At 42.2% G+C, this 21,672-nt stretch carries 18 protein-coding genes, 1 pseudogene and 1 riboswitch; of the genes and pseudogenes, 4 read left to right on the top strand and 15 right to left on the bottom strand.

The features are described from left to right. Positions 1-3 precede the first annotated feature (3 nt). Entirely contained in the window at positions 4-1,077 is a 1,074-nt protein-coding gene (locus ACDD58_RS00345) for an ABC transporter substrate-binding protein (RefSeq protein ID WP_186899265.1), read from the bottom strand. 112 nt (positions 1,078-1,189) lie between these two features. Beyond that, positions 1,190-1,310, top strand: a riboswitch (TPP riboswitch). 406 nt (positions 1,311-1,716) lie between these two features. Here ACDD58_RS00345 and thiT point away from each other — a divergent pair. Then, a complete protein-coding gene (gene thiT, locus ACDD58_RS00340) occupies positions 1,717-2,400 on the top strand; it encodes an energy-coupled thiamine transporter ThiT (protein ID WP_117921201.1) in 684 nt (227 codons plus the stop codon). Between the two features lie 125 nt (positions 2,401-2,525). Here thiT and ACDD58_RS00335 read toward each other — a convergent pair whose 3' ends face one another. Next, on the bottom strand, positions 2,526-3,155 hold the full coding sequence (locus ACDD58_RS00335) for a sugar O-acetyltransferase (protein WP_117921214.1): 630 nt from the start codon (positions 3,153-3,155) through the stop codon (positions 2,526-2,528). 123 nt (positions 3,156-3,278) lie between these two features. Here ACDD58_RS00335 and ACDD58_RS00330 point away from each other — a divergent pair, with 123 nt between their 5' ends. Both ACDD58_RS00330 and ACDD58_RS00325 read left to right on the top strand, forming a co-directional pair. After that, positions 3,279-3,857: a cupin domain-containing protein gene (locus ACDD58_RS00330; protein ID WP_117921200.1), complete on the top strand. Its 579-nt coding sequence runs from the start codon at positions 3,279-3,281 to the stop codon at positions 3,855-3,857. After that, positions 3,790-4,080 carry a helix-turn-helix transcriptional regulator gene (locus tag ACDD58_RS00325; protein WP_117921199.1) on the top strand — a complete coding sequence of 97 codons (291 nt, stop codon included), beginning with the start codon at positions 3,790-3,792 and terminating at the stop codon, positions 4,078-4,080. The genes ACDD58_RS00330 and ACDD58_RS00325 overlap by 68 nt, the downstream gene beginning before the upstream one ends. Before the next feature lie 60 nt (positions 4,081-4,140). On the opposite strand, the gene ACDD58_RS00320 is transcribed toward ACDD58_RS00325, so the two are convergent. The 4 genes from ACDD58_RS00320 to ACDD58_RS00305 are packed head-to-tail and all read right to left on the bottom strand — an operon-like array spanning position 4,141 to position 8,998. After that, complete coding sequence (locus ACDD58_RS00320; protein ID WP_117921198.1) at positions 4,141-5,460, bottom strand: glycoside hydrolase family 30 beta sandwich domain-containing protein; 1,320 nt, start codon at positions 5,458-5,460, stop codon at positions 4,141-4,143. Positions 5,461-5,472: 12 nt separating this feature from the next. Next, on the bottom strand, positions 5,473-7,125 hold the full coding sequence (locus ACDD58_RS00315) for a sugar ABC transporter substrate-binding protein (RefSeq protein WP_117921197.1): 1,653 nt from the start codon (positions 7,123-7,125) through the stop codon (positions 5,473-5,475). A gap of 25 nt (positions 7,126-7,150) precedes the next feature. Beyond that, positions 7,151-8,029 (bottom strand): carbohydrate ABC transporter permease, encoded by an 879-nt coding sequence (locus ACDD58_RS00310; RefSeq protein WP_117921213.1) that lies wholly within the window; start codon positions 8,027-8,029, stop codon positions 7,151-7,153. Positions 8,030-8,041: 12 nt separating this feature from the next. Then, positions 8,042-8,998, bottom strand: coding sequence for a sugar ABC transporter permease (locus ACDD58_RS00305; RefSeq protein ID WP_117921196.1), 957 nt, complete (start codon positions 8,996-8,998; stop codon positions 8,042-8,044). A 189-nt stretch (positions 8,999-9,187) separates the two neighbouring features. Between ACDD58_RS00305 and ACDD58_RS00300 the strand changes: the two genes are divergently transcribed. Further along, complete coding sequence (locus ACDD58_RS00300) at positions 9,188-10,060, top strand: AraC family transcriptional regulator (RefSeq protein WP_117921195.1); 873 nt, start codon at positions 9,188-9,190, stop codon at positions 10,058-10,060. On the opposite strand, the gene ACDD58_RS00295 is transcribed toward ACDD58_RS00300, so the two are convergent. From ACDD58_RS00295 to ACDD58_RS00255, 9 genes and pseudogenes are all read right to left on the bottom strand, one after another. After that, on the bottom strand, positions 10,057-10,995 hold the full coding sequence (locus ACDD58_RS00295; RefSeq protein ID WP_118210115.1) for an ROK family glucokinase: 939 nt from the start codon (positions 10,993-10,995) through the stop codon (positions 10,057-10,059). The genes ACDD58_RS00300 and ACDD58_RS00295 overlap by 4 nt on opposite strands. A 92-nt stretch (positions 10,996-11,087) precedes the next feature. After that, complete coding sequence (locus tag ACDD58_RS00290) at positions 11,088-11,849, bottom strand: response regulator (protein WP_117921193.1); 762 nt, start codon at positions 11,847-11,849, stop codon at positions 11,088-11,090. Positions 11,850-11,889: 40 nt separating this feature from the next. Further along, positions 11,890-13,656 (bottom strand): histidine kinase, encoded by a 1,767-nt coding sequence (locus tag ACDD58_RS00285; RefSeq protein WP_118210116.1) that lies wholly within the window; start codon positions 13,654-13,656, stop codon positions 11,890-11,892. 47 nt (positions 13,657-13,703) lie between these two features. Beyond that, complete coding sequence (locus ACDD58_RS00280) at positions 13,704-14,537, bottom strand: carbohydrate ABC transporter permease (protein ID WP_330414646.1); 834 nt, start codon at positions 14,535-14,537, stop codon at positions 13,704-13,706. Positions 14,538-14,547: 10 nt separating this feature from the next. After that, entirely contained in the window at positions 14,548-15,423 is an 876-nt protein-coding gene (locus tag ACDD58_RS00275; protein WP_117921190.1) for a carbohydrate ABC transporter permease, read from the bottom strand. A gap of 75 nt (positions 15,424-15,498) precedes the next feature. Continuing rightward, the gene (locus tag ACDD58_RS00270; RefSeq protein WP_117921189.1) at positions 15,499-16,878 is read right to left on the bottom strand and encodes an ABC transporter substrate-binding protein; all 1,380 of its coding nucleotides are present in this window, start codon (positions 16,876-16,878) and stop codon (positions 15,499-15,501) included. Positions 16,879-17,162: 284 nt separating this feature from the next. Beyond that, a complete protein-coding gene (locus ACDD58_RS00265) occupies positions 17,163-19,490 on the bottom strand; it encodes a transglycosylase domain-containing protein (RefSeq protein ID WP_370774923.1) in 2,328 nt (775 codons plus the stop codon). Positions 19,491-19,503: 13 nt separating this feature from the next. Further along, positions 19,504-21,183, bottom strand: a complete 1,680-nt coding sequence (locus tag ACDD58_RS00260; protein ID WP_370774920.1) for an ATP-binding protein — start codon at positions 21,181-21,183, stop codon at positions 19,504-19,506. Next, positions 21,174-21,672, bottom strand: a pseudogene (locus tag ACDD58_RS00255) (DNA repair exonuclease); the annotation flags it as partial. The pseudogene ACDD58_RS00255 and the gene ACDD58_RS00260, both read right to left, overlap by 10 nt.

Here is a 21,672-nt window from a genome sequence, read left to right as displayed (position 1 = left end):
TTCTTACTTCATCTCCGGGTATAAAATATCTGCCAGCTGCTTATAAGCCTCTCCCCATTTTGCATTCGGTTTTAAGTTAAATAAGCGCTTATCAAGGATATAATAATGATCGTTTTTCACGGCAGTCAAAGATGCCCATGCCGGATTAGAGGTCAGAAGTTCTTCTACATTTTTCATAGCGGCATCACTGTCATTTCCCTGAATCGTCACAAAAATATACTGCGGATCAGCCGCAATGATCGCCTCCATGCTAAGATCATCCAACAGACTCTCGTCACTGTCTGCAATATTCACACAGCCAAGGTCTGCTAACATTTCTCCGCAGACATTTCCGTCACTGCCCTTTGCCTTTACATTGCTTGATGCTGCCCGAAGGAATAATACAGTCGGATTACTGCCGTCCGCTCTCTGCTTCATTTCTTCCACTTCTTTCTGCACATCCAGACCATTTTTCTGATAGAGATCATCTCTGCCGGTAATCTGTGTACAGATGGAAAGCATGTTTAAATAATCATCAAAATTCGCGACGTCAAAATAGGCAACGGTAATTCCTGCCTTTGTCAGTGTTTCCTCCAATGCAACATCCGCATCCGTATTTGCACTTGCGATCACAAGATCCGGCTCCGCTGCAATGAGCTGCTCGACATCCGGCTCCAAAATGCTTCCAAGATTTACCACACTCTCATCAAGTTCTAAACCAAGGCTCTCCCAGGAATCATTTGCTGCTGCAACAACATTTCCGCCTGCTAACATCCATACATCTGTGAAACTACCGATCAGCGCTGCCACACGATCTGCAGATTTCACTGTCACCTCACGTCCAAGATCATCGGTGAACGTATAACCCTGTGTCTGCGCCTCAATATTTGTTTCTAATGCCCCGGTATCTGCTTCCAATGTCTCTGTATACAATTCCGTCTGCTCTGCATCCGCTGTGCTTTCTGTTTTCTGCCCAACAGCCTGCACATCCCCTGCCGTTTCATTTGCGGAAGTTTCCTTTGCTCCCCCGCAGCCAGCTGAAAGAAGCAGTGCTGCAAGCACGCCTGTCAGTGCCAGTTTCTGATAAATTTTTTTCATGTCTTTCATCCTCCGCAAGTTGTTTCTACATTTTTGACATTATATTTTTTGTTGCTTTTTTTGTCAACATTTGACTTTTTCATCATTAATTGCTATAGTGTGAAACGTTCCATACAAATGCTAGGGGTGCTATTTATACCACATGGTATCTACAACGTGCTGAGAGATGATTTCATCGACCCTTATTACTTGACCCGGATAATACCGGCGTAAGAAAGCGTTTTCATTTACTTTATTCTGGTAAGAAACAATCCCCCGTGTTTGTATACAATAGAATGTACGCTCCGCGAACATTCTATTATCATGAATTAGGATTCTGGTGTCAAAAGGTGGCTCACAACTTAGCGATTGTCAAATTGCACAAAGTTGGGACTCGTTTTGTGACTTTGGGAGAAAATTAGAAAATCTTAGTATGCCTGTTAATGCATAGTGTTTTGCTGCCATGGATGGCAGCAAAAGTCTTAACGTCCCATGGACGGGACGTTTAAGACGTACACGTCACTCCTGGAAAATCTAAATCAGGCATACTTAGTTTTTCTTATTTTCGGACAACGGAACAAAATAGATCCGACTTTGTGCAACTTGACAGCCAAAAATTGAAAACCACCTTTTGATACCAGAATCAAACAAGGAGGATTTATGAATAACTTTTTTGCTACACCGGAAGGCGCCTGGGGAGACGGCTCCGTACACCTTACTGTGACCGGAATCGTAATCGTCGTCGTAATCATCGCATTACTGCTCATCGTTGCAGCGTTTGTGCGTCAGAAAAATGCAAGCCGCAAGGCAGCCTTAACAACCAAACAGCTCGTTTACTCTGCCGTTGCCATCGCACTTGCCGTGGTATGTTCCATGATCAAACTGTTTGAAATGCCGATGGGCGGCTCTGTCACATTACTTTCCATGCTTTTTATTGTTTTGATCGCATACTGGTACGGTCCTTATGTCGGGATCATGACAGCCGTGGCATACGGTCTGGTACAGTTTGTCACCGAACCGATTTTTTATACCATTCCACAAATGCTGCTTGACTACCCGCTTGCATTTGGTGCACTTGGTCTTGCAGGATTTTTCAATAAGAAAAAATGGGGACTTCAGATCGGATATATCGTCGGTGTGATCGGACGCTTTATATTCGCTACGATCTCAGGTGTTGTATTTTTCGCATCCTATGCACCAGAAGGTATGAACCCGGTACTTTATTCATTGGGATATCAGGCTTCTTACTTAGTACCGGAGGCAGTCATTACCTTAATCATCATCAGTATCCCGCCGGTTGCAAAAGCAATGGCACGCGTAAAACAGAATGCCGTGGAATCGTAACATTGTTTTATTTTGTTCCACAACAACTACTTTTTTGCCTGCGTGTACGAAATGCAATATATACACATTTCGTACACGCAGGCTTTTTCTTTTATCAACGAAAGTTATGCTCCCGCACCGTCATTTTATTTTTCCTTCTGCGCACATATCATCTCCCATGCTTCATCATCAATCTCTTCGTCATGAAACAATTTTCTTTTATCCTCTTCTGTTATTTTACGGATAACACGGCATGGATTTCCCGCGGCGATCGACCAGTCCGGGATATCTTTTGTAACAACACTTCCTGCACCAATTACCACATTATCTCCAATATGTACTCCCGGACAGACGACTGTATTTCCTCCCAACCAGACATTGTCCCCGATGGTAACTTCTTTTCCATATTCAAAAGCAGAATTGCGGGTATCAGGATAAATTGGGTGCCCCGCCGTATAAATAGCTACATTCGGCGCCATCTGACAGTTATCACCTATTTTTACCTTTGCCACATCTATAATCGTACAGTTATAATTTGCAAAGAAATTTTTACCTACCTCGATATGTGAACCATAATCACAATAAAAAGGCGGATTGATCCATGCACCATCTGATTTTCCCAAAAGTTCTTTTACAGTTTTTGCAATTTCATCAAAATCGGAACGATCTGCAAAGTTAAGTTTTTGCAGGATTTTTCTGCATTTTACCTGTTCCTCCATAACAGCCTCATCTGAAATATAGGCAAGCTGCATATCTCTTCTTTTTTTCATGTCCATTTTTTTCTTCTCCGTTTCTGTTAAATTTTTTAACCATTTATATTTTCTGTAATAAACAATTTCCATTGATTTTCATACCAGAATCAGCCATAATAATATAACAATCCGGACTTCCCTGCATATATCAAAAAAGGACAGCTGTCAAGCTATCCTGATTTTCGTGCTGTCAGCCACTGGCATGACGATCTTGAATTTATTGTGATTTTGGATGGACAAATGGCTTATGATATCAATGGGCAGAAAATTTTATTACAGACCGGAGAGGGAATTTTCGTCAACAGCCGCTGCTTCCATTATGGTTATTCCGATACCCATGCAGAGTGTCTCTTTATCTGTATTCTGCTCTCTCCACAGCTTCTTTCTGTAAATACTTATTTTATACAAAATTATTTAGATTCTCTGATACAAAACAGCCATTTCCCTTATCAGAAATTGAATCCGTCTATTCAATGGCAAAACACTATTCTTCATGATCTTAAAATTCTCTATGAAAATAATATAACTAAGATTCAACCATTTATTATTCTGGAAAAGTCTGTTCATATTTTCCGGCTGCTTTCTGAAAATATGAACTTCTTCCCAGACTACGATAAAAATACAGAGGATATACTGGCTCTGACTGCGATGATCGGATATGTGCAAAAAAAACTATCCGGAAAAACTTCTGCTGAAAGATATTTCCTCTGCCGGAAACTGCTGTAAAACAAAATGCACTTCTCTATTTCAAAGGTATTTAAATACTTCCCCTATGATATATCTAAACCGTTATCGTTTAGAAAAATCTATTTTTCTTCTCCGGAACACGTCAATGTCCGTTACCGAAATAGCATATATGTGTGGGTTTTCAAATACCAGTTATTTTTGTGAACTTTTTCATAAGTATTACCATACCACACCAGGGAAATTCCGAAGCCAGAATAGATAATGTGTAAACCATTTAGGCCTCGGATTTTGCCCCAAAAACAAGGGAGGAAGTCTTTTGCGGCTACCAGCATATCGTCATGATCGTGTGCGGCTCCATCTCCATCTCACACACTTTGCTTCCGTCACCAAATGTAAACTTCTGCACTTCATCCATTCTGTTCAACAGAACTGCCACTTTACCTCCATCTGGGTTGACAAATCCGGCTGCTTCTACCTGTGATGTAAAACGGGAAATCAGCATCCTCTTTGCTCCGCGTTTGATAAAACGGCTGAAATGTCCGATATAATAGTAAGATAATTTAACATCGATCGTATCATTTTTTGTATCACACATAACCGGAGCATCACAATAATTTTTCACATGATTCGGTCCACCCTGCTCATCTAAGTAGATATTCCAGTCTAAATAAGCGTTCATTCCTGCATTGAAATTTCCTAATATATCATGCGCGTACATTTCTGCATGAGCCACCTGGCTGTCTGCTGCAAACCTTGAATATTCCACGCATCCCTCGGTAAAGATCAGCTCTTTTTCCGGGAAACGGTTTCTCACTTCCTGCAGTGCTTCAAAATGATCTCCGGTATACCAGTGAAATCCGATTCCATCAATCGCATTTCTTGATTCTTCTGTGGACATGCTCTCCATCGCACGGTCTAAGACGCGCTCCTTGTTGTGATCCCAGATATTAATCTTTACTTCGGTATGTCCGGCAGCATCTAATGCCGGTCTTAAATAGCCACATACGTATTCCTGTTCTTCTTTTCCGGTAAACAGACAGGAATCCCATGTCTGTGACGCATTCGGCTCATTCTGTACTGTAAGCCTGCTGATATGAACGCCCTGTTTTTTATATTCTGTCACATAGTGCGCTACCATATCCGCCCACATGCCGTAATACTCTTTCTTTAATTTTCCGCCATGATTCATTTCACCGTTTGTTTTCATAAACGCAGGCGGACTCCATGGGGAGGCGAGCAATGTCAATTCTTCCTCCTGCTCTTTTGCCGCATGGATCAGCGGCAAAATATACTCTTTGTCACGCTCAATGGAAAATGTCTTTAGTTCTTTGTCTGTTTCATCTTCCACATATGCATAGTTTCCAAGTGCAAAATCGCAGCTCTGAATATGCACACGCCCGAAATTATAACGGTTTCCGTTTTTTCCAAAATACAGGTCAAGAAGCTCTTTCTGCTTTTCCGGACTCATCTGCGCATAGGTATAGGCTGCCGATTCTGTCAGCGCTCCACCCATGCCAAGAATCTCCTGATAGGTGATTTTCGGGTATGCTTTGATCAGATTCATCTCACATTTTGCGTCTGTCTGAAATTCTTTCTCCGCCTCTTTAAATGTGAAATTTCTCCCACTTGTGTAATATTTCATGATCCGTCTCTCCTATTTTGTATTTAATTTTTCTGCATTCTTCTGCATTTTTTCATTGCGTTCTTTTACAATCGCATCCCAGTCATTATCTGCACGGAATTGTTTGTGTGCCTCTAAAATACTGTCAAACTCTGCATCATCATTTGCTCGGATCATACCAACTAAAGTGGTCGCCCAGTTAGTTTTAATCGCACTGTATGCACGCGCCTCATTGCTTCCGGTATCCGGATCAGTATTTTCAAGGATAAAATGCGGATATAATTTTCCAATGCCCCACTCCTGCATCTGTTTTACTGCATCCGGGTATGCATCATCGCTCAATGCTTTATAGCGGTCATGTCCGAATGGGATAAACTCACCGAGACGCATCTCCTTTTTAAAGCGGTCGTTATCACTGTCACGCAATTCTTTTGCTGCTTCTGTCAGTTCATATTTACCGTCTGCATTGATCTCATATGTCTCTCCCTCAATGCCGTAATTAGTAAGAATCTGACCGTCATCATCTAAAAGGTAGGTATATATCTGGATTGCTTTTGCAGGATCCTTGCAGGTCTTAGAAACATATGTGATCATCCATCCACTGATTCCTGCCTGATTAAGTTTCGGTGCATTGCCTTTTGTACTCTGCGGTCCGTCGATTGCAATATAAGCTGCATCCGGATCTGAGCTTGCAAACGTGGTAAGGAAACCAGACTGCTGCACCGTACCATCCATCATAATGCAGGCATATTTACCAATACTTTCTTTTTCCTGCCATGCAGTGTTGTCATCCGTAAAACTGTCATCGCTGATATAACCATCACGATATGCCTCATTGAATGTTTTAATCCACGACAGATAATCCTCATCCATATTTCTATCATAGAATGTATTGTCATCATTTGCGATCGGAACCCCTAAGAAATCCTGTAATACATCGCCAAGAGAACTTGTTCCGTCTGTCTCAAAGTTGTTAAAACCAAGTGGAATCAGATCCGGGTATTTCTCTTTAATTTCTCCAAGTACATTAAGAAACTCTTCCTGTGTTCCCATAGATGGCTTACCGAGCGCCTCATACACATCATTCCGGATCACAAATGCTGTTTTTGCGAAAATATCGCCACCATCATAATCCTCCTGTGTATTGGAATAATCAGGATATCCATAGGTCTTGCCGTCATCCATCGAGAACCAGCTTAAGGTCTGATCCGATGCCACCTTGTAAAAATATGGATCATAATTATCTGCAAGATCCTGCAGTGCATATGCCCAGGTATCTGCCTTCTGTGCCACACTTGAGTTGCTGTCAAAAACGGTAATAATATCCGGCATATCCCCACCGGCAAAAAATGTATTCAGTTTCGTATCATCACCGACTAAAAATTCCACATCCAGTTTTAAGTCATCCTTGATCTTTTTTGTCACCACATCGTTTCCCCAGTCGGTGTTCCACCATTCTGCATTCACATACCAGGTCAGTTTTGTATTTTCTTTGGTGTCTGATTTCCATGCCGGTGTGTTTTCATCTAGCGTATAACGTCCACCTTCTACAACTCCGTCCTCGCCGGTCTGTGTCAGTCCTGCATCTGTCTGTTTTGATCCCCCGCCACAGCCTGCAAGTGTCCCCACTGCAAGCGCCGCTGCAAATACAGCTGCCATTCCTTTTTTCCACATTGATTTTTTCATGTTCCTCTCTCCTTTTCTACTACAATTATTCTTTGACCGCTCCAAGCATCATTCCTGATACAAAATGTTTCTGTAAGAGCGGATAAATAATAATGATCGGTACTGTTGTAACTACAATTGTTGCAAGTTGTATTCCTTTCGATGTCGTGGAAAGTGCAACATTTCCGATACTGTTCATGCTCTGTGCCTGCTGCTGTACAATGATCTCATAAATCTTCATCTGTACTGGGTACAGGCTTTTATCTGTCATATATAATTTCGCAGTCATAAAATCATTCCACTGGTATACGCCATTAAAAAGTGCGATCGTTGCAAGTGCCGGTTTTGATAATGGCATTGCGATCGTAAGAAAAATTCTCCATACACCGGCGCCATCAATTTTTGCAGATTCTTCCAATGATGCCGGAACCTGTCTGAAAAAGTTCATCAGAATGACAACGTCATAATAGCTGAAAAGCTGTGGCAGTATGTACACCATAAAATTATTTAAAAGTCCGAGCTGTTTCATCAACAGGTAAGTTGGAATCATGCCGCCCGAAAAAAACATCGTGATGATTCCCATTACCGTGTACAGTTTTCGTCCCCGCAAATCCCGCTTGCTGAGTGCAAATGCGACCATCGCACAGAAAAATACATGCGTGACCACACCGAGCACTGTTTTTGCAACTGAAATCAAAAATGCCTGCCAGATGGAAGTGTCCTTAAACACTGCTCTGTAATTGTCTAATGACCACTCTTTTGGAAAGAAGATAAATCCTCCCTCCGCTAATGCCGTACTTCCCGCAAAAGAAGACGCAACCACATTCAACAGCGGCACCAGTATCAAAACTGTAAGTATCAGAATAATTGCCGTATTCACAAAATCAAATATCCTGTCTCCTGTGTATCGTTTTGTTTTTCCCATATATGCCTCCATTTACAATACTGATTCTTCATTAATCTTCCCGGTAATCTTATTCGCTGTCACAAGTAAGATCACAGATACGACCGATACGCCAAGTCCTACCGCAGTCGCATAGGAAAAATCTCCCTGTGTCATACCCATCCGATAAACATAAGAATCAATGACTTCTGCTCTTACCTGGTTTTGTGAATTCATAAGAACTAATGTCTGATCCAAATTGGATTTTAAAAGCCCACTCACAGTCAGAATAAAATTAAGACTGATGATCGTTTTCATAAGCGGCAGTGTAATACTGAAAATCTGGCGCATTCTTCCGGCACCATCCATCTTTGCCGCCTCATAATAGGTCGGGTCGATTCCCGCCATCGTTGCAAGGTAGAGCACCGTTCCCCATCCTGCCTCTTTCCAGGTGTCGGATAAGGATGCGATCCACCAGTATTTCCCGGAATCCAGCAGGAAATTTTTCGGTGTACCTACCATTCCAAACGCCATAAGGATCTGGTTTAAAAGTCCTGTCGTTGACAGCCAGTTGATCAGCATACCACCCAGCACGATCCAGGAAAGGAAATGTGGCAGATAGGAGATCGTCTGGATCACTCTTTTAAATGGGCCATCCCGCAGTTCATAAATCATGATGGAGAGCATGATCGGTGTTGTAAATCCGATCAAAAGTTTTAAAAAACTGATTCCAAGTGTATTCACAACCGACTGCCAGAAATATTTATCCGTCGCCACGATCTTAAAATTTTCAAGACCAACCCATCTTGCCGAATTGATCGTATCGACAACTGTATAACTCTTAAATGCAATGGTCAGCCCATAAATTGGCCAATAACAGAAAATGATCATAAAGATAATTCCCGGTATGACCATAACCTGCAATGGAAGCTGCTTTTTAAAATCATGCGCATACGCCTTTCTTTTTTCTTTACAGGTCAATTTTGGTATATTTTCTTTCTTTTTTCCCATAGTTCCACTCCCTGTTTTTGTTTGGTCTGTACTAATTACAGTAATTATCTTACCATTCGCATAATACTCTAACAAGCGCCTATTCTGTCTTGTAATAGGTCAATATTGCTTTTTTTCATAGTATCCATTATACTGAACATAGTAGGCAGTATTTTAATCGTGTTACTGCACAAAAAAGGAGAAAAACTCATGTCAGACTCAAAAAATGATCCGATTTTCGAACAGGACCGTATCACTGACGGTTTTGATATTTTTTTCTGGGAATTTAATGATAAGAGCAGTTTTGTTGCCACGCACTGGCATACTGCCATAGAAATGATGTACATTATTGACGGCGAAGTAAATGTTACCATGAACCACCAGACCACCGTGTTATTGCCCGGTGATATTTACCTGATTGATTCACGTCTTCCCCATTCGACAAAATCAATCAACGGAAACCACGCCCTTTTGCTGCAGTTTCCTTACCAATTTTTACAGAAGTATATTCCGAATGTAGATTCCTATGTATTTGGTTTCGACTGTCACACGACCAATCCAATTCAGAAAACCAAGCAGCTCCAGTTGATCGAGGTCGTAAAGCAGATGCAGATTGTCTACCAGATCAAGCCCAGAGGTGGTCTGCTGCGTTTTAACAGTCTGCTCTTTGAAATGCTCTATCTTCTCTATCACAATTTTGCCAGAGAGGTGGAAAGCTCCAGTGTCAAAAAAGATGTAAAAAACTTCAGACGCTTAGATCCGATTCTGACTTATACAAGGGAACATTATAATGAACCTATCTCTCTCTCTCAAATTGCAAACATAGCCTGTTTTCAGGAAGAATATTTCTGTCATTTTTTCAAAAAAAATATGGGAGTCACCTACTTTCAATACTTAAATGAAATAAGGCTATCCCATATCTATCACGACCTGACATCCACAGATATTCCTCTAAAGGAGCTGTTAGAACGTCATGGTTTTACCAATTATAAATTATTTCGCCGCATGTTTTATGAACAGTTCCATACGACTCCGGGGGAATACCGGAAAAGCTATACAACTTCAGATCTGGAAACTGATTAGTCCAACAGCATCTGCACACATCCATACATTCCGGCATCATTACCAAGTCCTGCAATTACAAACTTTGTATTGCGGCAGGCATGGAAGGATGTCTCCACAAAATGCTTCTGGATGCTCTCGATCAGGATACTTCCTGCTTTGGAAACACCGCCACCGATAACAACAACTTCCGGATTAACCACACATGCAATATTAGATAAGGTAGATCCTAAGATTCCGCAGACTTCATCCACTAAACCAAGTGCCACTGCATCTCCGCTCTTAGCCTCATCAAACACATCTTTTGCAGTCAGTTCCGGGAAGTTTCTAAGGCTTGTCTCATCGTTGGTCTTAGCAAGTTTTCTCTTTGCCACGCGAACGATACCGGTTGCGGAAGTATACTGCTCTAAACAGCCGTACTGTCCACAGGTACATGCCTCGATCTCATCATGATTTACGGTGATATGTCCGATCTCACCGCCTGCACCATTAAATCCTGCAACGACTTTTCCATCTACGATGATACCGCCGCCGACACCGGTTCCAAGTGTTACCATGATAACGTCTTTACAGCCTTTTGCTGCACCCTGCCACATCTCTCCTAAAGCTGCAACGTTCGCATCATTTCCTGCTTTGACTTTCAGACCTGTCAGATTTCCGAGCTCTTCCTCAACGTTAACAATGCCCCAGCCTAAGTTTACACAGCGGTTTACCACACCATTACTCTTAACCGGTCCTGGAACACCGATTCCAACACCCTGTACATCATCTTTACTGATGCCTTCCTGCGCCAGTTTATTATCCACTGCCTGTGCAATATCAGACAGGATCGCTGCTCCGTTATTTTCAGTATTGGTCTTGATCTCCCATTTATCGATCAGCTTTCCGCTTGTCTCAAAAAATCCAATCTTACAGGTAGTTCCCCCAACATCAATTCCAAATGCATACTTTTTCATTTTCAATCCTCCAGTATTTTCGCAGCAAAACGCCTGCCACGCTATTGTTTTTGCTCATATTAAGCTAATGATAACGTTTCCAATTTTGTATGTCAAGCCTTCATCAAGGGTTTCTTGTATCCATATTTACTCCTCTTTTTATATTCCGACGGAGACATCTCCATGACCTTGCGGAATACCTTGGAAAAGTACTTTTCATCCCGGAATCCCACCTTGTAAGCGATCTCATAAGTTTTGAAAAAATTCTGTTCCAGATAGACACAGGCATGGTCGATCCGCACCTCATTCAGATAATCGATCAGCGTGATACCCGCCTGCTGTGAAAACAGGCTCGAAAGGTATGCCGGACTGATTCCGATTTTTCCTGCAATATCGTTTAACGACAGGTTTTCAAAATAATGTTCATCCATATATTCTTTTGCCAGTTCTACCAGCTGGTTTTTCTGGATGATCACAGGCGGTTCCTCATTTTCCGGTCCAAATACATCATCCGCCAGTTCATTGATCTTTTTTAAAATATCAGAAGAACGGCTCGGCTTTAACATATACTCACGCGCCCCGAACCGCACCGCCTGCTGCGCATAACGAAATTCATCATAACCGCTTAAAATAATCGTGTTTGGCAAAATTCCCCCGCGGTGTGCCGCCTGCATGACTTCTATGCCATTCATCACTGGCATCTGTACATCAAGCAGCATAATGTCCGGTCGGTAACGAAAAATAAAGTCCAGTGCTTCCTGTCCGTTTTTTGCACCATAAATTTTTTCATAGCGGTCGGTATGAAGCTGGATATATTTTGTAATGCCATTTCTCACAACATCTTCATCATCTGCGATCAGTAATTTAATTCCCATTACAAAACCTCCGTTCTTTCGTATTTTTCTCACTGTGGAATCAGATATTCCATGGAATCTTTATCGTCACACAGGTTCCTTTTCCCTGTTTGCTCTCAATTTCCAATACAAAATTTGAATGATACATCAGATCCAATCTTTCTTTTACATTGCGGATCGCATAACGCCCGATCCTCTGGCCTGCATAGCGCTTTTCATCCGGTACTTCCCAGATTTCCTTTAACTGTGTCTCTGTCATACCGGTTCCGTCGTCACTGATCTTAAATATAAGCCAGTTGTCCTCATGCCATCCCATCACACTGACCAGACAGCGTTCTCCGGTCTTTTCGTATCCATGTACCACTGCATTTTCCACAAACGGCTGTAAGATCAGCTTTGGTATTTTTCGTTCCAGGATTTCATCTGACATCCCAACTTTGTATTCCAGATTATCGGAAAAACGCATTTTCTGAAGATGCAGATACTGCTCGACCAATGATTTTTCATTTTCAACACTGATGATTCCTCTTCCCTGACCAAGCACCAGACGAAACAGATTTGACAACGCTATAATGTCATCCGCAATCCCTTCATCTCCTTCATTCACTGCCTGCCAGTACAGCGAATCTAAAGTATTATAAAGAAAATGCGGATTGATCTGTGCCTGCAGGGCATTTAATTCACTTTCCTTTTCTTTTAATGCCATAACATAATTGGTATTGATCAGCTCATGGATTGCTTCAACCATCTGGTTAAAGCAGGCTGCCGCCTCTCCGACTTCGTCTCCGGTCATCACTTCCACTTTCTGTGAGAAATCCCCCTGCTCAAAGGACTCCATTGCTTTGCAGAGTTTCTTTAATGGTTTTGATACAATATCAGAAACCAGGGCAAGGATCGGATACAGCCCTAAAAAGAAACCGGCAAGCAGTGCGAGCGGCCCTGCTGCAATATCCCAAATCTGACTTCTCACATCATCTTTATGGATCATCTCATAGACGGTTGTTCCGGTTTCTTTACTTTTATACGTATAAATAAAATGATCTTCCACATTTTCAGGCGTACATTTTTCTTCCATGACATCACGCAGAGCATCTTCATCAATATTTCCGGCCCGCAACAGTTCCACTCCTTCTTCATTGACTACAACAAGCCCTGCCGACTTGATCGGCAGGGAATTTTCGCATAACTGCGTATATTTTTGTTTATCTGCACCGACCACCAGATAACCTAACGGTTTTGTTTTTGAAAGGTTATAGATTTCCCGGTACATGACGATTTTTTCAGTACGGTTTGCCTGATAAGTATCGCTGCTTCCTTTTCCGACAGACCGGAAAAACATTTTTCCGCGTTTTTTTAGTGCCGTCTGATAGGTATCCTGTAACCGTACTGTTCCAATATCATCAAGATATGCCGTTGCATCCATACAACGCAGATATGGTCTGACTCCGTTTTCCGGATAAATTGCCAGTGTCTTGATCTGTCCGCTCAATGCGATCATATCCTCAATGGTACGCATCGGTGCCTCATGGACCCATAACTGGGAATCCATGTTTAATTTCCCGGAATCCTGTTCTGCGAGAATATCCAGAATATCCTGATTGATACAGATATATGTTCCGAGTTCTGACAGACCATTTAACATAGTGTCAATCCCTTCGGAAAGATTTTCGACACTTTTTAGGTACTGCTCCTGTTCCTCTTTTACATTTTTTCTGTAATTTCTGACAAACATGATACTGCTGATCAGAAGGAGGATGGGTGTGATAATGAGGTAACTGTAAAATACCAGTTTTTTCCGGATATTCATATTTCGAATTTTCTGTCTCATATCACACTCATTCCTTCCACATGATAATCTTCATTTGCGTCTGCATATCAGCCTTTTACAGCTCCCATTGCAACACCTTTTGTGATGTGTTTATTTAAAATAATGTAAACAATAACTGCCGGTGCCGCGGTAAGTGCCATTACTGCAAACTGTACCGCATAATTTGAAGAATACTGTCCGGTAAACTCTAATACGGAGAACGGAAGTGTCTTCCATGTAGGTTTGCTTAAATAAGTACTTGCCATGATAAATTCATTCCAGTTATTTAAAAACGTCATGATCGCAACGGTTGCGATCGATGGTTTTAACATCGGCGTAATGATCTGGAACACGATACGGTAAATGCTGCAGCCATCCATGACTGCTGCTTCCTCTAACTCCCACGGGATTGAATCAATAAACCCGGTCATTAAGAACAGTCCCTGCGGCAGCGAAAAAGCCACATATGGGATCAGAAGCGCCCAGATCGTATCGGTAAGTCCGACTGCGTTATAAATCTTATAGTTCGGAAGCAGTGTCGCATGGATCGGGATCATCATACCGAGCAGTAAAAGTGTTTTTACAAATCCGCTCAGTTTCCAGCGCATTCTGCGGATCGCATATGCAGCCATAATGGAAATGATGATTACCAGCAATACTGCAAGAGTGTTGATCACAATACTGTTTTTTAAGTAGAGCAGGAAATGTCCGTCTACAAATGCTGTTACATAATTTCCCCACTGTATTTTTTCCGGAATGATCAAAAGACCGTTCGTAAACATCTCCGTACTGCTCGCAAGTGAAAAATCCAAAAGCCATATCAAAGGGAATATCTGAATGACTGCCACAAATATTAAAATGGCCCAGAGCAGTACCTTGCCTATTTTCTGACTAACTTTCATCATGCACCTCCTAATCCGTATTCTTGTCACGGAAAATCGTATTAAGCCCAACAGTTACAAGAATACATATGATGATGAATACAACACCGATGGCATTACCATATCCATACCGGAATGACTTAAATGCCTGCTGATACAGATAGTTAGCTGCAAACTGCGTAGAATCGCCAGGTCCGCCGTTTGTCAATAGATAAACCGTCTCCATCTGTTTTAATGCGGAAATGATCGCCATTGTCACATTGATCTGGATGACCGGTTTCATGAGCGGCAGTGTGATCTTGAAAAATGTTGTTTTCCAGTCTGCACCATCGATGGATGCTGCCTCGTAGAGCACCGGATCGATATTTTTAATTCCAGTGTAATAAATGAGCATGCCCCATCCAAATCCATGCCAGATCAGTACGATCAGCACTGACCATATCGCGTTTTCCTGAGAAAACCAATTGACTTTTCCCTGATAGCCAAAAATTTTTAAAATATTGTTGAGCAGTCCGAAATCCGGATTGTATATAAATTTCCAAAGATAGGCAATGACTGCCACGGAAATAACGTTCGGTATAAAATATACGCAGCGGAAAAATCCTTCTGCTTTTCCCTGCAGTTTATCAAGTACTGCTGCTACCACGATTGCGATCGGGTGCTGGATGCAGATAAATCCGATTGCAAGCAGCAATGAGTTAAGTAATGACCTGCCAAATGATTTGTCGTGCATCAGGTCTATGTAATTTTTCATCCCAATGAATTTTGCTGTCCCCATACCGGAATAATCCGTAAAACCATAATAAACACTTAAACAGATCGGTGCTAAAATTGCGAATAAAAATACAAGGATACCCGGCAGGATCAGACTGAAAATCACCATTTTATTACTGTACAAATTTTTCATATTGGCTCCTTTTTATAAAAAGGCTGCTGCAGTTACCACTTTCAGCTCACATTGCAGCAGCCCCTTTTTCATTGATTATTCACAAGCTTTTTCCAATGTTGCAAGAAAATCGCTGACGCTTTGTGTTCCGTTTGACAGGCTCTGGATATCTGTCTCGATCATTGTCTTAAATGTGGAGGAACCACAGTCGTTGATCGGTGTTCCGGAAATATTGGTTGCGTTCTTTAACAGATCCATGATCTGAAGCTGAAGTTCTGTCTCGCTGCCTGTTAAATAAGCACTCTGATCCTGTGCTGAAAGTCCGACACCATCTTCCCAGCCGTATTTGGATAATTTATCCGGCTGATACATATAATTTAAGAATTTAACAGCCTCTTCTTTCTGCTCTGATTCAGAAGAAATTGCATATCCACCGCCGTTCCATGCTGCTAAGTCTGTCTGTGTTCCTTTTCCACCGTCTACGGATGGCATTACAAATGCTCTGATATTTTCACGGACATCCTCTGGAATATCCTCATTTAATGCCATAGATGTTTCCCAGCTTCCCATGTAAAACATTGCTGCCTGACCGTTTGTAAACAGGTTCTGTGCCGTACCATAATCCTGGGAATCAAATCCTGTCTGGAATAATCCGGAAGCTGCAGTATCCTGCAATAACTGTGCTGCATTGGTGAACAGTTCATCCTGGAAGTTTGCATTTGCGATCGCATCGGAAACTTTTGCTGCCGGTGTCTGCTCTAAACGTACCATCAGATCCTGCATGTAACATGCAAGTACCCAGCCGTCACCACCATCCATTGCTACCGGAACGATTCCTGCTGCATTGATCTTATTACCAAGGTCAAGCAGTTCATCATAAGTGGTCGGTACTTCCCAGCCATTGTCCTCAAACATTTTCTGGTTGTAATAGAAAACCATGATGTCTGTATTTCTTGGAAGTCCGTATAATTTTCCGTCCTTCTTAAATCCATCCAGTGAACCGGATACAAATCCATAATCAGAATAGTCACTCTCATTTAACTCAGCAAGAACACCGGAATCAAGGACTTCATCTAAGAAAGATGGCTGTCCCCAGATGCTTACAACGTCCGGCATGCCGTTCATCGCATATGCTTTAAATTTTGTCTTGTAAGACTCTTCATCAAGTGCCTCAACCTCAATCGTTACATTTGGATTTTCAGCCATGTACTCATCAATGATCGTCTGCTCTACAAGTCCCTGTCCGTTCTTTCGATCCGGCAGATTGGAGAATAATCTTAAAGTAACTGCTTCTCCGGAATCGGCTGTATCTGCTGCATCTGATTTGTTTTCCGTTCCCGCTGCCTGACTCTCTGTCTTTGTTCCTGCGGAATTATCTGTACCTGTACTGGTGTCTGCTGTGTTGTTTCCACATCCGGCTGCCATGGAAACTAACATTGCTGCTGCAAGAATTGATGTAACAATTTTTTTCTTCATGATTAAAACCCTCCCATTTGGTTCGTTTCTTAAGATGCTTTTATGTTACCATCCGCATAGGGTATAAAACAGATACCTGATTTTTAAAATGGTGCACTATTTTTAGCATTTACAAAAAAAATACCCCTTATGGATCTTTGATACGTATCCAGGCTTCCGGATACCTGCCAATTCCAAGGGGTATTTCTGACCTCACGATATTCTGTCAGAACTGTTATATCTGTCTGCTACTGATTCTGTTACTGCTGTTGATTCTGTTGCTGTTGCTGCTGATTTGGTTGCTCCTACTGTTGTTGCTGTTGCTGTTGCTGATCTTGTGGCTGCTGGTCTTGTTGTTTCTGGTCTTGTTGTTGCTGTTGATCTTGTTGCTGTTGATCCTGTGGCTGTTGATCCTGTGGCTGCTGTTGATCCTGTGGCTGTTGATCCTGTGGCTGCTGGTTCTGTGGCTGTTGGTCTTGTTGTTGCTGCTGTTCCTGTTGCTGCTGTTGATCCTGTGGCTGCTGATCCTGTGGCTGTTGGTCTTGTGGCTGCTGGTCATCCGCCTGCTGCTCCTGCCCGGCATTTTCATCCACGTTCTGATCCGGATTTTCTTCCGTATCTTCCTGACGGAATACATGAACCTCATCCGACACCTGCGCATATGGCAGAAACTCCATCGGGGAAAGCCCTTCATGCGCCTTTAACATAAACTTCTGCCAGATCGTACCCGGATAAGTTGATCCCATGAGTTTGTCAAGTTTTTTGGGCATATCATACCCCACCCACACGCTGGTTGTATAATATCTCGTATAGCCTACGAACCATCCATCTTTCTGATCGTTGGATGTACCTGTTTTTCCAGCTGATGGCATACTGCCAAGTCCGAGTCCATGTGCCGTTCCGCTTGTGATAACACCTTTTAAAACATCTGTCATCATGCGCGCTGCGTTCTGTTTATACACAGTCTCCTCCGTCTGTTCAGATGCATAAACTTCATTGCCATCCGCGTCTAATATCTTAACGATACAGGTCGGTGTCCGGTAATTTCCATCATTTTCAATCGCTGCGTAACCGGATGCCATCTCTAGCGCAGACACACCATTTGTAAAACCGCCAAGCGCCGTTGCCGGTCTGTAATCATTGGCATCAAGTTTTGCAAAATTCATGTTTTCAAGATAAGAAAGACCTACTTCCGGTGTCAGCTCCTCATATAATTTCCATGCGATCGTATTGACAGACTTTTCCACTGCAGTCCGTACTGTGATCTGTCCTAAATAAGATCCGTTTGCATTTCTTGGACCGTCCTCGATCGGCTCATCTTTAACTACCGAATCCGGCGTATAACCGCGTTCAAAAGAAGGTGTATAGACCGTGAGCGGCTTAATGGCACTCCCCGGCTGTCTGTAACTCTGAAATGCACGATTTAACGTATACCCGGAAAAATCCTGGCTTCTTCCACCCACGATCGCCCTGACATAACCATTGTCATTGTCAATGCAGACCGCTGCAGACTGCAACGCATATACACCCTCATCATTGACCTCCGTAAAACCAGCAAGCGCATCATTTACAGAATCCTGCAGTTCCTGCTGTAAATTCAGGTCAAATGATGTGTAGATCCGGTATCCGGCAGTATACAATTTTTTCTGGCATTCATTATAAAGCGTCTCATATGCTTCATCATATTTTGCTTTTTCATCTTCCGAAGAAAACTGATATTGAAAATGGAAATCTTCATTTTCCATTAGTGCTCTTGCTGCACAGTAATAAGTGTAAGTCTCTACATAATCATTTTTTGCCAGTGCCTCCGGGCGGTCTAATGCGATTACCTGACCTAACGCCTTATCATATGAAGTCTGGGATATTTTTCCATCATCAAGCATATTTTTTAAAATACGGTTTCTTCTTTTGTAGGTGTTTGTGATATTCGTAACAGGATCATAAAGCGTCGGATTATTGGGAATAGCACATAAAAATGCCTGCTCTGACAGATCAAGATCCTGCACATCCCGGTTAAAATACCCGCGGCTTGCTGACTGAATCCCATAATATCCGTTTCCAAAGTAAATATTATTAAGATAAAATTCGAGAATTTCGTCCTTTGTATATTTCTTTTCAAGTTCTCTTGCAATATACATTTCCTCAACTTTTCTCTGCCATGTTTTTTCCTGGCTTAAGAAAATATTTCTTGCAAGCTGCATTGTGATCGTACTGCCGCCCTGCGTCGCCTCTCCATTTTCGATCATCGCCTTTACCGCACGTACAAGCGCCCGGTAATCAATTCCATTATGCCGGAAAAATTTTTTATCCTCTATGCTGACAATTGCACATATCACATTACTTGGAATATCTGTGATCGAAAGATAATAAGAATCTTTTCCACCTTTTAGTGTAGAGATCACGCTTTCATCGGAAGCATAAACAATACTGGTCTGGTTAGCTTTAAATGTTTCTTTATTGGAATAACGCACCAGTTCCACCGCCTGCGTCTTTAAGTCCTTTACTTCTTCTGCGTAACCGCCAAAATAATACCAGCATGCTCCCGCGATCACTGCAAGAAGCAGAACAAGCTGCATCTTTGCCAAAAACCAGAACATACGGTATTTCTTCTTTTTCCTTTTTCTGGCTGCCATAACTGCATCACCTCTATTTCAAAACAATTTTATGATATGTAATCCCTGCCCGTTCCATTAATTCCATCTCACGTTTCTGACAGGTAAAAATCAAAATCTGTCTCCCCTGCTCTCTCCTGACAATCCCATCAAGTGCACAAAGTGTCTGCATCAGACGTTTCTCGTCATACATTCCAAATGCTTCATCAAAAATGACAGGCATAGGCTCCTCTTTTGTCACGATTTCTCCGACAGCAAGACGAAATGCCAGATAAATCTGTTCTAACGTTCCATGGCTTAACGCCTCCGGCATGACTTCTTTTCCATCTGCTAAAATAAAAAGTTTTCCATCTTCTTTTACAATGGCATGATCATATTTTCCCGCTGTAAGCTGTGACATCCATTTTGAGACGGCACTGCCAAGTTCATCGAGGCTTTCCTCATAGTATTCGCTTGAAAGGCGGTCAATTTCTGCCGCTGCAAGTTCTAATGCGCGGATATCTTCTAACAACTCCCGTTCCTGCTCTCCCGGCTGCTTCGCCTCTTCCATATCCTGCATGATATTATAACGTCTTGTCTCTTTTTCAGACAAAGACTCTTTGAGACTGAGGAGCATACGCTCTGCCTGCCTTAGCCCGGCATCTGCATATGTTTCCTGCGTCACACCCTCTATATCGCTCTTTTGTGCTGACATATATGCCTCTTTTTTTGCCTGTTCCACCGCATAACGGATTCCCACATAAAGTCCGCAAAGAATCATACCTGCAAAAAAGACTGCCTGCAAAATAAAAAAAAGACGAGACGGATACGAAGTAACATAATGTACTGCTATATTGACAAGCAGTGCCGAAGCACAGATTCCGATCCCTGCCATACGGTCCGGATGCTCTTTTTCCGGTTGCATTGCCCCATCAATTTCTCTTTTGTGCGGTGCATTTTCCTGTCTCTCTCTGCGGTCTGCCTGCTGCCTTTTCTGCTCAGATAATCTCTTTCGCTTTTCACCAATTTCTTCCACGCGCACACGTTTCAACTGATTGATCTCTCTCTCTGCATCCGCAATATTGGCATGTAATCCACGTGCATCCCGTTCTAAAAGATCTTTTTCCACAATGAGCTGCCTGATATCCTCATTTTTCTGTTCATGAATTATTCTTACTTTCTGCGCCAGTTCTTTTTTCCGCGCTGTAAGTGCTGCTTTAGCCTTCTGAACCTGAATATTGGCACCACCGCCCTCAGCAGCATTCGATAGATACTCAGACAAAATATCTGCCAGTTCCTTTCCTGTCACTGCACCTGTCTGCGGTATATCATAAGTGTTTCCAAACGTTTCCTTATCTATTCCACCAAGCAGCATTGACAGATCCCCGTAAACTACCGACAGTTCTTCTCCATCTGCCTCATTTTTCAAAATATCTTTTTTATCCTTATAATAAAAATTACGCTCTAAATAAAATGGTTTTTCATCCACAAGAAATCGCAGGGCACCACTATAGTACGAAGGGGCATGCCAGGGTTCGTGCTTTTTATAAATGCTGTTTAATGTATTTCTTCCACGCCCTTTTTCCATTCCAAAAAACATTGCAAGCAAAAAATCATGCAGTGTCGTTTTTCCCGCCTCATTTTCTCCATAGATCACATTGATCCCTGGTTCAAATGAGATCTGCCTGTTCTGCAATTTTCCAAACTGACCAATGATCGCTTCTTTTATCTGCATATCTTATATCCCAATAATGCGTTGACTCCATATTCCAACGCTTTTTTTGTGACCACATCCTGTGGTCTTTTTTCCATTTCTTTTATGTAATTCCCCAAAAGGGTACCTTTATAGTTTTCTTTTAATTTATCATAATCATAATCCGGCAAAAGCTGCTCTGTCACATCAACAACCCGGTCAAACGTTTCAAGTTTTTCTGTATCAAATTCTATATCCGGCAAAATTTTTCCCCGCAGAAATAAACGAAAATACTGATATCCGGGTCTTTCCTCCAGCAGGTTTCTCACCCAATCCCCAAGTTCAAGATCCGTTGTTTTTGCCGTAACCGGATAAATTTCATGACAGTATTCACACTTTTTCACCGGATGAAAATGAATATCCGTATGCTCTTTGTCGATCGTCCCCAGCCAGTATCCATGCGGCCCGACATCATTTTTATCCGTCGGCTCCAGACTTCCCGCCATCACTGCCCTCCCCGGAATCTGCTGT

It is taken from the genome of Roseburia sp. (assembly GCF_041325975.1).
GTDB classification, from domain to species: Bacteria; Bacillota; Clostridia; order Lachnospirales; family Lachnospiraceae; genus Roseburia; species Roseburia rectibacter.
This window is presented reverse-complemented; position numbering and strand designations above follow the sequence as displayed.